At 62.4% G+C, this 14,236-nt stretch carries 10 protein-coding genes; 5 read left to right on the top strand and 5 right to left on the bottom strand.

Annotated features, from left to right (window positions below; translation table 11 throughout):
• Positions 1-18: 18 nt before the first annotated feature.
• Positions 19-1,002: an AraC family transcriptional regulator gene (locus tag CMI59_RS08970; protein WP_293327433.1), complete on the bottom strand. Its 984-nt coding sequence runs from the start codon at positions 1,000-1,002 to the stop codon at positions 19-21.
• Between the two features lie 507 nt (positions 1,003-1,509).
• Between CMI59_RS08970 and CMI59_RS08965 the strand changes: the two genes are divergently transcribed.
• On the top strand, positions 1,510-2,871 hold the full coding sequence (locus tag CMI59_RS08965; RefSeq protein ID WP_293327431.1) for a DUF1329 domain-containing protein: 1,362 nt from the start codon (positions 1,510-1,512) through the stop codon (positions 2,869-2,871).
• Between the two features lie 171 nt (positions 2,872-3,042).
• Here the strand turns inward: CMI59_RS08965 and CMI59_RS08960 are convergent, their stop codons facing one another.
• Complete coding sequence (locus tag CMI59_RS08960; protein WP_293327428.1) at positions 3,043-4,116, bottom strand: AraC family transcriptional regulator; 1,074 nt, start codon at positions 4,114-4,116, stop codon at positions 3,043-3,045.
• Between the two features lie 441 nt (positions 4,117-4,557).
• Here CMI59_RS08960 and CMI59_RS08955 point away from each other — a divergent pair, with 441 nt between their 5' ends.
• Both CMI59_RS08955 and CMI59_RS08950 read left to right on the top strand, forming a co-directional pair.
• Positions 4,558-6,630: a DUF1302 domain-containing protein gene (locus tag CMI59_RS08955; protein ID WP_293327425.1), complete on the top strand. Its 2,073-nt coding sequence runs from the start codon at positions 4,558-4,560 to the stop codon at positions 6,628-6,630.
• A gap of 398 nt (positions 6,631-7,028) precedes the next feature.
• Positions 7,029-7,715, top strand: a complete 687-nt coding sequence (locus CMI59_RS08950) for a hypothetical protein (RefSeq protein ID WP_293327422.1) — start codon at positions 7,029-7,031, stop codon at positions 7,713-7,715.
• A gap of 35 nt (positions 7,716-7,750) precedes the next feature.
• On the opposite strand, the gene atzF is transcribed toward CMI59_RS08950, so the two are convergent.
• Both atzF and CMI59_RS08940 read right to left on the bottom strand, forming a co-directional pair.
• Positions 7,751-9,559 (bottom strand): allophanate hydrolase, encoded by a 1,809-nt coding sequence (gene atzF, locus CMI59_RS08945; RefSeq protein ID WP_293327419.1) that lies wholly within the window; start codon positions 9,557-9,559, stop codon positions 7,751-7,753.
• A gap of 230 nt (positions 9,560-9,789) precedes the next feature.
• Positions 9,790-9,918 (bottom strand): hypothetical protein, encoded by a 129-nt coding sequence (locus tag CMI59_RS08940; protein WP_293327416.1) that lies wholly within the window; start codon positions 9,916-9,918, stop codon positions 9,790-9,792.
• A gap of 172 nt (positions 9,919-10,090) precedes the next feature.
• Between CMI59_RS08940 and betT the strand changes: the two genes are divergently transcribed.
• Both betT and CMI59_RS08930 read left to right on the top strand, forming a co-directional pair.
• The gene (gene betT, locus CMI59_RS08935) at positions 10,091-12,079 is read left to right on the top strand and encodes a choline BCCT transporter BetT (RefSeq protein ID WP_293327413.1); all 1,989 of its coding nucleotides are present in this window, start codon (positions 10,091-10,093) and stop codon (positions 12,077-12,079) included.
• A 23-nt stretch (positions 12,080-12,102) separates the two neighbouring features.
• Positions 12,103-13,644: a malonyl-CoA synthase gene (locus tag CMI59_RS08930; RefSeq protein ID WP_293327410.1), complete on the top strand. Its 1,542-nt coding sequence runs from the start codon at positions 12,103-12,105 to the stop codon at positions 13,642-13,644.
• A 19-nt stretch (positions 13,645-13,663) separates the two neighbouring features.
• Here the strand turns inward: CMI59_RS08930 and CMI59_RS08925 are convergent, their stop codons facing one another.
• On the bottom strand, positions 13,664-14,230 hold the full coding sequence (locus CMI59_RS08925) for a response regulator (RefSeq protein WP_293327407.1): 567 nt from the start codon (positions 14,228-14,230) through the stop codon (positions 13,664-13,666).
• Positions 14,231-14,236 lie beyond the last annotated feature (6 nt).

The following is a 14,236-nucleotide window of genomic DNA, read 5'->3' as shown; positions in this document are numbered from 1 at the left end:
GATGTGGCGGGCGACGCGCTAGGTGCTTTCGGCTTGCCGCGCCTGCCGGCGGTAATCGCGTGGCGAGACGCCGGTCCAGCGCTTGAAGGCATTTCGAAAATTGGAAATATCCTCGAACCCCAGAAGGACGCCGATTTCCGACACGCTGATATCGGTGTCGCGCAGATATTCGCAGGCGAGATAGCTCCTGACCTCGTTCACGATGGCCTGATAGCTCGTTCCCTCGTCCAGAAGCCGCCGGCGCAGGGTTCGCGGACTCATATTGAGCTTGTCGGCGATTTCAGCCGCGTTGGGCAGGCTCGAGCGGGACGTCATCAAAAGGCGCCGCACGATGTTCTGATAGCCGTGACTTTCCTCCATCCGCTGAAGCAGCTTCTCGCATTGGCGCAGATAGGCGTCGGCCGTCGAGATATGGGCGGCCGGAAGCGGGCGGTCCAGAACATCGGCCGGACCGATCAACCGGTTGGCGAGATGTCCATAGGTGGTCGGTATGCCGACGATATCGGAATATCGCTCTTCGGGAATGGACGGCGTGTAGGAAAGCTCCAGCTGCGCCGTTTCGAGGTGGCGGCCGATCAGTTCCCTCAGTGCCGTCGACACGGCGGAGAAAAACAGATCCGTGAGAAAGTTCGGCGCGCCGGGCACGCTGAAGGCCGGAAAGTAGGAAACCACCACCGACTCATCTGCGAAGACGACCTGCACCCGTCCCTTGTCGCCATTGATCGGGTTGTAGCGCACGAGAATCCTCGCCGCCTGCCGCAATGTCTGGCAGCTCATCAGCGCATGTCCGAACAGCCCATGCGTGCCCAGGTGAAATCCCGTGCCGACCAGAAGCGGCAGCTCCGCATGGCCGTGCGAGATGTCCACGGCGCGGCAGCACAGATCGTAGAGATCCTTCTCGCGCAACGGTTCGCTATAGGTCCGCGCAAATTCCGACGCGTCGTATCCAAGCTGCCTGAGTGTGGATTCGAGAACTGTGACATATGCGGGAGACAAATACATTGTTGGCCTACTCCTACCCCCAGATTGTCCGGAACCAACCTTCCGAAGGGCAGGTCGCCGGTTTCATTATGATTTCTGGATTGGGAGGCCCGCGACAGGTATGTGCAGAATCATGCGCGGGACAACGAAGTTGGCAGAGGGATACTAGCCAGAAGACAAGGTCGGGGAAAGAACTTTCAACATCCTTATACGGAGTAATGAGACAGGAACCGGCATATGTCTTCGGGCGGACGTTGCGGCGGGGCTGGTTGCGGCTTGCCGTGGCGTGTCCGGTGGCGCGTGCCACTGCCGTCTGCCAAGGCGCATGCGGGGAATGGCGCGGGGTGGCCGCTTTTTACCCCTAACTTGGCCTGTTTGAGGCCTGTCGCCTTAAGGCGTTCCCTCTAGGCTGCACCTTCGCAGATCGCTTGTCCTGAAGCTGGCTCGATACATGGAAGTGGCGGGGGCGAGACGTTACCAGTAACGAACAACAGGCCATTGCATCGCCTGAAAGGGGGGGAGGTTTCGATGAGGATTATGAAAACAGCCACGCTGTCGGCTGCCATCTTGGCGCTCGGCATGACCGCGTCCTACGCGAAAGTACCGGAAAACCAGGTCAATCGGTTGGGGCAGGACCTGACGCCGATCGGCGCGGAGAAGGCTGGCGATGGAGGGGATATTCCGGCCTGGACCGGGGGACTGAATTCGGTTCCCTCCAATGTCAGCTATCAGGTGGGCGATCATCTGGAGAACCCGTTCCCCGATGACAAGCCGCTCTATGTCGTGGACGGTTCCAACATCGACCAGTACCGGAAGTTCCTGACGCCCGGTCAGGCGGCGATGCTGGAACGCTATGACGACTACAAGATGAAAGTCTTCCAGACGCGGCGTAGCTGCGCCTATCCCCAGAACGTCTATGCAGCGACCAAGCGCAATGCGCGCGTCGGTGAGCTTGTGGGCGGCGGCAACGGCGTTTCGAAGGCCATCATGGGCTTCCCGTTCCCCATTCCGAACAACGCCTATGAAATCGTGTGGAACCACACGCTGCGCTATCGCTCCTTCAAGCTGATCCGTCAGTTCGCAGCCATGCCGGTCACGCCGAGCGGCTCCTACACGCCGCTGATCGTGCAGGACCAGGCGATCCTGTGGTGGTCCGACCCGACGAAGAAGAGCGCGGAAGATCTCAACAACAACTCGATCTACTACATTGCGCACACGATTGCGCCGGCGCGCGCCGCCGGTAACGTGATCCTGGTGCATGAAGCGATCAACGCGGCCAAGCGTCCGCGCCAGGCCTGGCAGTACAGCCCCGGCACACGCCGTGTGCGCCGCGCGCCCAACATCGCCTTCGACAATCCCGGCGTGAACACGGACGGCCTGTCCACCGCCGACAGCTTCGACGGCTATAACGGCTCGCTGGAACGCTACGACTGGACCGTGCTCGGCAAGAATGTGCGTTACATGGCGGCCAATAATTACGAGATGGGTCTGGCCGAATATGACGACCTCATCCAGGCGCGCCACCTCAACCAGGATTTCGTGCGCTACGAAAAGCATCGCATGTGGGAAGTGCAGGCCGATCTGAAGCCCTCCACACGCCACGTCTATGCCCGCCGCGTCTTCCATATGGACGAGGATGCCTGGCAGATCGCCGCGACCGAGCTCTATGACGGACGAGGCGACATCTGGCGTGTGCAGGAGCTGGAGCAGATCCAGGCCTACAACGTGCCGCTCTGCGCCTATGCCGGTCAGATGGACTACGACCTGCAGGGCAGCCGCTACCTTGCCTCGGCTCTGAACAATGAGGAGCCCGCGGTGAACTTCTTCGCGGATGAGCTGAACGGTGACGAGTACTCGCCCAGCGCGATCCGCCGGATGGGCGCCCGCTAAGGCACCGCAAACGGAGAACCGGGCGTCATGCCCGGTTCGACACCCCGCAATCGGATCGAAATTGTGAGCCTCGGGAGCGAACAAAGCTCCCGGGGTTTTTCCGTCGAAAGCCCTGAAGGAGTGTTTGGTTATGTCGGCTGAAGCGCTGTTGCATATCCAGCGGCGGGAGCGTTACTGAACGCGCAGCCGGGGCTTGCCGATCCCGTTGCCGATCCCGCCGCCGTTGTCGATGGCCGAGGGGAGAGAGACGATCGTCTCCCGCTCGTCGCCGGCATGGTCCGGCGGCCGCGCCCGGAACGCGCTGGGCGACATGCCGGTCCATCGTTTGAAGGCGTTCCGGAAATTCGCCGCATCCTCGAATCCCACAAGCGCGCCGATTTCGGCAATGCCGATTTCCGTCCGCCGCAGATATTCGCAGGCGACATGCGCGCGAACCTCGTTGCAGATCCGCTGATAGGACGTGCCTTCGCCCGTCAGGCGGCGGCGCAGCGTGCGGGGGCTGATATTCAGCATCGCGGCCACTTCGCCCTCGCGCGGGAATTGCGGTTTCATGCGCATCAATATCCGGCGCACCTGCGTATGCGTGCCATGCGCGCGCCCCATCTGCGCCAGCAGTTTCTCGCACTGCTCCAGATAAAGCGGCGCCGTATCGATCTCTGCGGCGGGCAGGGGAACCTGCATCGCCTCTATCGGGCCCAGAAGCCGGTTGGCCTTGTGGCCGAAGGTCGTCGGCATCTTGATGAGGTCGGAAAAGTGGTCCTCGTCGATCCGCGGCACATGCGCCAGCTCCAGGCGGGCGCCGCTCAGATCCGTACCCAGCAGTTCCCGCAGCGCATTGACGACGGCGGCGAAGAAAATTTCGCTCATCAGGCCGGGAAAGGACGGAATCTCGAAGGGCGAAACGAAACTCAGCACCACATTGTCGGCGGTATAGGAGACGTTCGCGCAGCGCGTTTCGCCGTCGAGCGGGTTGTAGCGCATCAATATCCGCGCCGCCTGGTGCAGTGTCCTGCAGCTCATCAGCGCGTGGCCGAATATGCCATGCGAGCCGAGGCTCAGGGAGCGGCCGATTCGCAGTCCGAGTTCCGGGTGATGGTCCGCGCTGATGGCGATCTGCCGGCACAGATCCGGCAGGTCGTCGCCGGAAAGTCCGAGCCCCTCGAAGGATTGCAGCGTCGATGAATCGAAGCCCAGCTCCTCGATGACCACACAGGCCGCTAGCGGATAGCTCTTCGTGACGCGCATGACCGTTCCCTCCCCGTAATGAAGTCTGGACACACAGTATTGGACTGTCAATCCGAAGAAGAAGGGAAAGATAAAACCACATAAGGATTACGCATATTTGCTGTCGGAAATCGAGAATCGGAGAAAGGTGAAAAATATGGGTATTTCGCGCTGCGAATTGGGCGTGCACCTCTTTGCGGAACGAAAAATCCGGCGCTGTGGCACTTCCGCCGCTCGGAAATCGGCTGCCGCGAAGGGGGTTTTCGAACTGGCCAGATCGAACCGTCACATTGGCCAGAAGCCACCTTCAACCGGCCTGCCTCCTTCACGCATACTCCCCTCGCTTCGAAAGGGAGGAGTTCGTTGCGTCATCGGGCATTTGTCGATGAGCGGGCGGCGCTCGCGGAAGCGAGAGAAACAAAAGCACGTAGTAGAAACGTAAAGGGGAAAAGGGGGGAAGGAATGACAATCCTGCATTCGCCCGCAAAAAGCGGGCGGCGCGCGCTTGTCGCCGCGTCACTGATATTGTCGCCGGCGCTCTTCGCGTCGTCGGCCGACGCTCTGGAATTCAAATTCAGCGATTTGACGATGCAACTGGACACCACGGTGTCCGTATCCGCCGCCATGCGGACGGAGGGACGGGACTGCTCCCATATCTCCTATTTCAACGGCGGTTGCCTCCAGTCGGATGGCTCCGGCTGGGACGTCAATAACGACGACGGCAACATCAATGTCGAACAGGGCGAGATATTCTCCATGCCCTATAAGGTCGTTTCGGAACTGAGCGGCCAGTGGCGCAATTACGGCTTCTACGTTTCCGGCAAGGCCTTTTTCGACCCGGCCGCCCGCGACATCGATGACGGCTATAACGAATACGGTCCTATAATCGGTGGCGCTGCGAACCCGCATGGCGGACGGCCTCTCAATGACGGGGCCCGCAGCGCCAAGAAATACGCCATGCGCGACATCAAGCTGCTGGACGCCTATGCCTATGCGGATTGGGACATTGCCGGCATGCCGCTCAATGTCCGTCTCGGCCGGCAGGTGGTGAGCTGGGGCGAAAGCACCTTCATCCAGGGCGGCGTCTCGTCATATCTGCCTTTCGACGTGGCCGCGCTCTACCAGCCGGGCCTGGAACTGAAGGAAGTCTTCCTGCCGCAGGGCACGGCCTATGCGAGCTTGGGTCTGCCGGGCGATGTCACGCTCGAGGCCATGTATATCTATGAGCATGAGAAGTCCGAGCTTCCGGCTTGCGGCACGCTTTTCTCCGTCAGCGATGCGCTGGGCCAGGGCTGCGCCTATGGCATCGCGCTTGGTGATTATAACCGCGGCTTGGAAGCTGGTGTATTTCCGCCGCCGAGCTATCTGCCGCGTATCGGCGATGAGAAAACGAAGGATGAGGGGCAATACGGCTTCGCGCTGCGCCATTATGCTGACTGGCTGGGGCAGGGCACGGATCTCGGTCTCTACTTCGTGAACTTCCATTCCAAGCTGCCCATCGGCACCTTCACGGCGCTGGATGACCCGAGTGGCACCTTGGGGTTGGCAAGTGCTGCGTGTGGCGGCAATTTGATGGACCCGGTAAACTGCGCCGGGCCCTCGCTGACCTTCGACTACCCCGGCTCGCCAATTGATAATTGGGCAATTGCCGGGACCACCTTTTACTATGGCATGAGCATTTATGGGGGCTCCCTCGCCGGCGGCGGTAAAAAACTGCTGGCTCAATATCCCGAAGACATCAAGATGATCGGGGCGAGCTTCAACACCTCCGTCACCATGTTGCCGGCAATCTTCGGCGATGGCACGGCGATCTCGGGCGATCTCGCCTATTACCCGAACATGCCGTTCCAGGTGGATACGACGGAACTCCTCGCGCATGACTTTGCAGCGGTTGGCTTTACGGCCAATCCGGGCGAGGCGCCGATCTATACCGGCGAAATGGTCGCGGCGGGCCAGGTCATTCCCGGCTACCGGCGGACCAAGGCGCTGCACGGCTCCTTGACCTCGCTGTCCACGCTGACGCCGTCCAACTGGTTCGTGCGTAATACGGGTGGCGACTTCACCGTGCTGCTCATCAATGCGGGCTTCCAGTACCTGCCGGATTCGGACAATAACCGCTTCGCCATCCCGGGGTCGAACAAGACGCATGCGAATCCCGGTGTCGGAATCGCGGTCGGCGATGTCTGTCAGGTGTCGAGTGGCGTGCCGACGCAGAACTGCTCGCTCTCAGCGCGCTATGCCTCGGCCTTTTCGACCGGCTACCGCATCTATGCCTTCCAGGACTATCACTCCGCCTTCAACACGGGGTGGACGATCGAGCCGCACCTCTACTGGTCGCATGACGTGTCGGGTTACTCCGCCGGTCCCATCGGCCCGGGCTTCGTGAAGGGCAAGAAGGTGCTGAGCCTCGGCGTCGATGCGCTCTATCAGGGCTTCAAGGCCGGCGTTTCCTACACCATGCATATGGGGGCGGAAAATCGGAACGTGGACTACGACAAGAACTTCGTGGCCATGACGGTGTCCTACGCCTTCTGAGCACTGACGAATGCTATCCGGTCCGGCCCCCTCCTCACTAAGGGCCGGGCCGGTATTCCGGACCGGCTGCTCCGTAGCATGTGCAGCCTTGTATCGGCATCCCACAATTTCGGTGTCACTCAGGCCGGTCAGGGAGCCTCCTGTCTCCCCGCGCTCTTTCCTCCACTGGCGTTAAAAGACAGGGGGAGGTGGCCCGGTTGCGTCTCTCACGGCGCACCGGGCCATTTTCATGGGCAGATACTGTCGCTGCGAGAGTGGCCGCCCTGGCCCCGCGCACAAAATTCCACCTAATTTACATTGCCCCCGGCGTTTGCGGCTTTTTCCATTGGACAGCGCTTGCCGGTGACGAGCCTGAGGCGCGATCGGGAAAATCGTTTTGCCTTTTCGGGGAGGGGCGTGTGAACAGGATATTGCTTGGCTGTGCGATTGCCGTGCTGGTGGCCGGCTGTGTGGATACCGGCACATTGGTGCTGCCCTCCGCTTATCGGTCCTCCACACCGCAGGAAGCGCCGCCGCCCTCGCCGGGGCTGGGGCTTTCGGGGCAGGACGGTGCCGTCACCGCGCTCGCAGGAAACGACCTGCTCGGCGCGACCCTCGGCACGGAGGGAGCCGTCAATACGCTGCTCGGCGGCACCAATGCGGTGAGCGAGCAGTTCCCCGCCGATAGCGTGCCCCAGCAGCCATTGGGCGATGCGCTCGGTCAGGCGGTCGGGGACAATCTGACCCCGCAACTGGCGCAGCTGGCAGATCCCGGCCTTGGCGCATCGGGTGAAGACAGCCCCGTCACGCAATTGCTTGGCGGCGATCCGGTTGGCGCGCTGATCGGCACCGAAGAAGGCGCGGTTCCGGTTTTTGTAGCCGGAACCGATGGCGGGGTTCTCGGAACGGCCCTGTCGCCCGTTACCGGCAGCCTGCCGGAAGGCGTCTCGCTCGCCCCCGTGACGACCCCTGTCATCGACGCGCTTTCAACCGTAAAATTCCCCGACACGGGCGGCTCCGGCGATAGCGGCGGCAATAGCCTGGCGCCGCTGACGGATGCGCTGGCAGGCGTGACAGGCGGTGTCCCCTCGGCGGGCGACAGCTAGGCGGCGGAGAAGGGCGGCCCCGTCAGCCCGCCCCGTCAGCCCGTCTTGGTCTTCGAGGCGATATAGGCGCGCCAGCCGCCAAAGCCGCTCACATCCTCCGCGCCCTCCACGGCAAAGGTTTCGCAGATGAAGCCCTTGGCGCTCGTCCCGTCGGCAAGCGTCAGCGTGCCGATGCCGAGCGGCGAGGGGATGTTCGACACGAACCTGCCGAAGCCTTCGGGCGTCAGCCGCCAGACTTCCGCGGCAATGGCGACACCGTTCTTCTCATCGCGGATGAGACCGGGTTTGGCCACCGGCGTTGTGGGAAGCGCGTAGAGCCGATAATCCGGCGTCGTCGATACCGCGCGGTCGAACACCGCATCGAGCTCGGTGAGTTCGCGATTGAGCGGCATGCCCGAAAGATGCGCCCCCACCACGACGAGCTCGATTTCGCCCGGCGCGCCAACGATCTTCGCGGGCTGTGTCTCGGGCAGGCTCCAGCCCGTCGCGCCCAGCGTCACGCCGCTTGCCGCGTGAAGATCGCGTGCGACGGCGGCGGTGAGCCAGTCCCGTCCGGCGCGCGCCAGCAGGGTAACGCTCGCCGGCAGCCCGTCGCCGCGTGTGCCGGTCGGCACTGCGAAGCCGCACATGTCGAGCAGGTTCACGAAATTCGTATAGGTGCCGTTGCGGCTGTTGGTGCCGATGGGGTCGGCGAGCACCTCGTCCACCGTGTAATGCGTCGGCGCGGTCGGCACGCAGAAAAGGTCGACGCCGCCGATGACCGGCGCGAGTTTGCGTTTTGCCGCCTGCAGCGCATAAAGCCCCTTGAAGGCGTCGACCGCGCCGAGCTTGCGTGCGCCGAGAATAATCTCCGCCGTTACAGGGTGCAGCGCGCTTTCATGCGCGGCGATGAAATCCTCGATGGCGGCATAGCGCTCCGCCACCCACGCGCCTTCGTAAAGGAGATCGGCCACGGCGTAGAAATCGCCGAACGGAATCTCCACGATCTGGTGGCCTTGCGAGGCGAGCGTGTCGAGCGCGGCCTCATAGGCGGCCTCCATGTCCGTGTCGCCGAAGAATTTCCGGTCCGCTTTCGCGGGCACGCCAACCTTCAGCACGGGCGGCGTGGCGCCGAGCGATGCCGTCGCAAAATGCCGTGAATAGGGATCGCTCTCGTCGAACGCGGCCATCACCTGAAAGGCTTCATAGGAGTCTTCCACGGTGAGCGCGAAAACGGAGACGCAATCGAGCGTCCGGCAGGCAGGCACCACACCGCTCGTGGACATCGCGCCCACCGTCGGCTTCAGCCCGACGATATTGTTGAGCCCGGCGGGCACGCGGCCCGACCCCGCCGTATCCGTGCCGAGCGCGAAACTGACGATGCCGCGCGCCACGGCGACCGCCGAGCCGGAGCTGGAGCCGCCCGGCACCAGAGAAGGGTCGACCGCGTTTTTCGGCACGGGGTAGGGCGTGCGCACTCCCACAAGCCCGGTGGCGAACTGGTCGAGATTGGTTTTGCCGATGCACAGGCCGCCCGCGGCCTTGAGCCGCGCGACCGTCTCCGCATCCTGCGAGGGCGTATATTCGAATTCCTTGCAGGCGGCCGTGGTGGGCATGCCGGCGACATCTATATTGTCCTTCACCGCGAAGGGAACGCCCCACAAAGGTTTGTCGAGGGGCGGTTTGTCGGGATCGGGCGTGCCGAGCGCCGCCGCCTCGTCGAGCAGGGCCTGCTTGTCCGCGAGATGGATGAAGATGCCGGGATCGTCCGCTTTCGCCAGCCGCTCGAAAACGGTCTCGACGACCTCCGCGGGCGTCAGCCCTTCTGCATAGCGTTTGCGCAGGTCCGCTATCGTAAAGGGCATACTCGTCACCGGCCTCGTCCTTTTCTTCTTGCAGCGCCGCGTGAAAGGCCCGGATTTCAGCCCTTTCCGCCGCGTTTTTCATGAGCGTATCTCCGGAGCCTAGCAAGCCCGGTGCCATGCGCGCCCGCGCATTTGGCTCATTTGGGTCATGCGATGCTAGCCGGCTTTGCGGCAGGTTGGCGTCATGGGATTTCGGGTTGGGAGCGCGTCATGACGGCACGGCATTATTTCTATTCTGCAACGCTTGGGTTTTTCATCTTTCTCATGACGGTGGCGGGCTCGCTCTTGGGCTGACGCGCCTGGCGGGCTGAAAAAAACATTTCCTCATCAGTGACTTCGGCCGGATTTTCACCTTGCATCACACAGCGTCCGGGGCCCGTGGGTTGGCCCTCGGCGTGCTGTATGCGATGGTGACGCCCGAAAATCACACGAGAACCGTCGGTATCCGGCCAGTGGGGGGGCATCCTGTTCTGGCGGGGTCCGCCATCCGCGGTCTCTCGTCTTTCCGCCAAAATAGCGAGAGGGTCATATATGTCCGAGAACGGCAACAGCGAGAAATCTTCTTTATTTCAAGCCAGCGCCCCGGTCTTTATCGGATCCGTCGTGCTGATTTTTTCCGTGCTGGCCATCGTCTGGTTCCGCGACGTTGACGATACGCTGGCCTTCGTGACGTCGATCCAGAATTTCATCGTCGGCAAGTTCGGCTGGTTTTACGTGTTTGCCGTTGCCGTCTTCATCGTCTTCGCGTTGGGCGTGGCGATGAGTTCCATGGGCAGCATTCGCCTTGGACCGGACGATTCGGAGCCGGATTTCTCGACCTTCTCCTGGTTTTCCATGCTGTTCAGTGCCGGCATGGGTATCGGCATTATGTTCTACGGCGTGGCGGAGCCGATCATGCACTATTCAAATCCGCCCGTGGGGCCCGCCGAAACGGTGGGCGCCGCGCGCCAGGCGATGGAACTGGCCTTCTTCCATTGGGGGCTTCACGCCTGGGCGATCTACGCGGTAATGGGGCTTTCGCTCGCCTATTTCGGTTTCCGTCAGGGCTTGCCGCTCACCGTCCGCTCGGCGCTTTATCCCATTATCGGCGATCGTATTCACGGCTGGATGGGGCATGTCGTCGACATCTTCGCGGTGCTGGGCACCATGTTCGGCGTTGCGACCTCGCTCGGCCTCGGCGTCATGCAGGTGAATGCGGGTCTCAGCTATCTCTTCGGCATTCCGCAAGACACCACGGTCCAGGTCATCCTGATCGTCGTCATCACGCTGATGGCGACGACATCGGTGGTGTCGGGCATCAATGCGGGCATTCGCCGCCTGTCGGAAATCAACCTGCTGCTCGCCGTGCTGCTCATGCTGTTCGTGCTGGTGATGGGCCCGACGGTCTTCCTGCTCACCGCGACCGTGCAGAACACCGGCGCCTATCTGAGCGATCTCGTCAACAAGACCTTCACGCTCTACGCCTATCAGCCGAATGAATGGATCGGGAACTGGACGCTCTTCTATTGGGGCTGGTGGATTTCCTGGTCGCCCTTCGTGGGCATGTTCATCGCGCGCGTGTCGCGCGGCCGCACGATCCGCGAATTCGTGATCGGCGTGCTTCTCGTGCCCTCGGCGTTCACCTTCCTGTGGTTCACCGTTTTCGGCAACACGGCGCTGGAGCTGCAAATGGCCGGCACCGCCGACATTGTCAGCGCGGTAAATGCCGATGTGGCGGTGGCCCTGTTCAAGTTCCTGGAAAATCTGCCCTTCGCCTCGATTTCGATGGGCCTTGCCACAATCTTGGTCGTGACGTTCTTCGTCACCTCGTCGGACAGCGGCAGTCTCGTGATCGACATCATCACCTCCGGCGGGCAGGAAGAACCGCCTGTCTGGCAGCGTATTTTCTGGGCGCTGACGGAAGGCGTGGTCGCCGCGCTCCTGCTTCTGGCTGGCGGCCTCGTCGCCTTGCAGACGGCGGCCATTACCACGGGCTTCCCGCTCGGCATCATCCTGTTGCTGGTTTCCTACGGCCTCTTCTTGGCCCTCAGGCGGGAAACGCAGCGTCGCGACACGCTGCAATCGGCACATGGCGTGTCGGCGGCCACGGCGCCCGCCGTGCCCTGGCGGCAGCGCCTCGGCACGTTGTTGAACCAGCCGACAAAGGAACGCGCCGTCGGCTTCCTCAAGGGCACGGTGATCCCGGCGCTGGAGGACGTGGCGGAAGAAATTCGCGGCCGCGGGCTCGATGCGCAGGTGGTCACCGAGGACGACAGCGCCATGCTGACCGTCTCGCATGGCAGCGAGGACGAGTTCCAGTACGGCGTCACGATGAAAGGGGTGAATATCCCGTCCTTCGCCATCACCGAACTGGAAGGCAAGAAGGCCGAGAGCCGCAAGGTGTGGCGCATCGAGGTTTCCCTGCGCGAAGGCGGGCAGCGCTACGACATCATGGGCTACACCAAGGAACAGGTGATCGCCGACCTGCTGGCGCAATATGAGCGTCACATGCATTATTTCCACATGCATGTCGTGAGCTGATTTGCGCTGCGAAGGAGGACCCAATGGCGGGAGAGGATGCGTCGCTCTATGCGTTGATGGAAAGCAACTTTCCCGTCGACCGCAATCGCATCGCGATGGAACTGCCGGATCGTGGCGGCAGCGCCTGGAGTTTTGACGACCTGTCGGAAGGCGCGGGCCGCTGTGCCGGGTTCCTCGACGCCCTCGGGCTGAAAAAGGGAGACCGGGTGGCGGTGCAGGTCGAGAAATCGCCCGAAGCGCTGCTCGTCTATCTCGCTTGCCTGCGCGGCGGCTTCGCCTTCATGCCGATGAACACCGCCTACCGTACCGAGGAGGTGGATTATCTCGTCGGCAATGCCGAACCCGCCCTCGTCATCTGCGATCCGTCCCGCGAAAGCGAAATTGCGGAGATCGCAAACCGGCAGGCCGGTGCGAAGGTTCTGACGCTTGATGCGGAGGGCAAGGGAAGCCTCGCCGATGCGCTGGCCGCGCATGGCAATGAACAATTACCGCCGGTTCCTTGCGCGCCGGAGGATCTCGCCGCGATCCTCTATACCTCCGGTACGACGGGCAAGCCCAAAGGGGCCATGCTCTCCCATCGCAATCTGGCCTCGAACGGTCTCGCCCTGCGCGACACCTGGCGCTTCAGCGCAGACGATGTGCTGCTGCATGCCCTGCCAATCTTTCACGCGCACGGGCTTTTCGTCGCCTGCCATTGTGCATTGCTGTCCGGCGCACGGATGATCTGGCTCGGGAAGTTCGACCGCGACCGCGTGCTGGCGGAGCTGCCGCGCGCCACCGTCTTCATGGGCGTGCCGACATTCTACACCCGGCTTCTGGCGGGCAGCGGCCTCGATGCCGAGGCGGTTCGCAACATGCGCCTCTTCACCTCCGGCTCCGCGCCGCTTCTCACCGAAACCTTCGACGCGTTCCGCGAGCGCACCGGCCACACCATTCTCGAGCGCTACGGCATGACCGAAACGGGCATGAACGCGTCGAACCCCTATGACGAAGAGCGCCGCGCGGGCACGGTGGGTTTTGCGCTGCCGGGAACGGAAGTTCGCGTGACCGACGACAATGACAATGTGTTGCCGCAGGGCGAGACGGGCGGATTGCAGGTGCGCGGCGCGAATGTGTTTTCAGGCTATTGGCGGATGCCGGAAAAATCAGCCGAGGAGTTTGCCGAAGGCGGCTGGTTCCGCACCGGTGATGTCGCGCGCATCGACGAAGACGGCTATGTGCATCTGGTCGGGCGCGCCAAGGACCTCATCATCTCGGGAGGCTTCAATGTCTATCCCAAGGAGATCGAGGAAATCGTGGACGATATGCCGGAGGTCGACGAGTCGGCCGTCATCGGCGTACCGCATGCCGACTTCGGCGAGGCGGGCGTGGCGCTGGTCGTGCTGCGCGCGGGCGAAGCGCTCGATGAAGAGACCTTGCTTGCCCGTCTGAAGGAAAGGCTTGCGAACTACAAGGTGCCCAAGCGCGCCTTCTTCGTGGAAGAGCTGCCGCGAAACACCATGGGCAAGGTTCAGAAGAACCTGCTGCGCGACGAATATCGCGAGACCTGCCGTCCCGCGGCCTGACCCCTATTCCGCCTGAGCCTTATTCGACTTCGAACTTGTCGGCTTCGACTTCGGGCTTGTCGACGGAGCGGCGCCTTTCCGTCGGCGCGTCGCCCCGGCGGCGTCGCCGGTCCGGGCCGACGAACTTCTCGCTACGGATCATTTCACGCGGCTTCAGGATCGCGGTTTCCATGCGCGTGACGAGCTGCTGGAACGAATAGGGCTTGCAGAGAATTTCCGTCACGCCCGCATCGCGCGCATTGATGATGGATTCCTGCGTCCGCTGATGCGTGACATAGATCACGGGGATCGGGGCGAGCTTCTTGTCGTCGGCGGAACGAACGGCGCGAACGACCGACAGGCCGTCCAGCGGCGGAAGCAGGTCGTCGATGATGGCGATGTCGATCTTGTGCTTGCTCAGAATTTCGAAGGCGTCCTCGCCCGTCCCCACGCTCCAGATATTCTTCACGCCCAGCTCGCGCAGGAACCCGCGCAGAAGGCTTGCCATATCCTTGGCATCCTCGACCACCAGCGCGTTGAGCCTGGCATAGTCGCGCTGCGAGAGCTTGCTGGATGTTTGGGCAGGGATGTGTTGGGCGATAGCCATGTCTCG

It is taken from the genome of Parvibaculum sp. (assembly GCF_002684405.1).
GTDB lineage: Bacteria > Pseudomonadota > Alphaproteobacteria > Parvibaculales > Parvibaculaceae > Parvibaculum.
This window is presented reverse-complemented; position numbering and strand designations above follow the sequence as displayed.

Coding starts and splice junctions, on each gene's coding strand:
- atzF (WP_293327419.1), bottom strand. CDS start 9,559: ATGCCCTTTACGATAGCGGACCTGCGCAAACGCTATGCAGAAGGGCTG.
- CMI59_RS08960 (WP_293327428.1), bottom strand. CDS start 4,116: ATGCGCGTCACGAAGAGCTATCCGCTAGCGGCCTGTGTGGTCATCGAG.
- CMI59_RS08940 (WP_293327416.1), bottom strand. CDS start 9,918: ATGCAAGGTGAAAATCCGGCCGAAGTCACTGATGAGGAAATGTTTTTT.
- CMI59_RS08925 (WP_293327407.1), bottom strand. CDS start 14,230: ATGGCTATCGCCCAACACATCCCTGCCCAAACATCCAGCAAGCTCTCG.
- CMI59_RS08930 (WP_293327410.1), top strand. CDS start 12,103: ATGGCGGGAGAGGATGCGTCGCTCTATGCGTTGATGGAAAGCAACTTT.
- CMI59_RS08970 (WP_293327433.1), bottom strand. CDS start 1,002: ATGTATTTGTCTCCCGCATATGTCACAGTTCTCGAATCCACACTCAGG.
- CMI59_RS08955 (WP_293327425.1), top strand. CDS start 4,558: ATGACAATCCTGCATTCGCCCGCAAAAAGCGGGCGGCGCGCGCTTGTC.
- betT (WP_293327413.1), top strand. CDS start 10,091: ATGTCCGAGAACGGCAACAGCGAGAAATCTTCTTTATTTCAAGCCAGC.
- CMI59_RS08965 (WP_293327431.1), top strand. CDS start 1,510: ATGAGGATTATGAAAACAGCCACGCTGTCGGCTGCCATCTTGGCGCTC.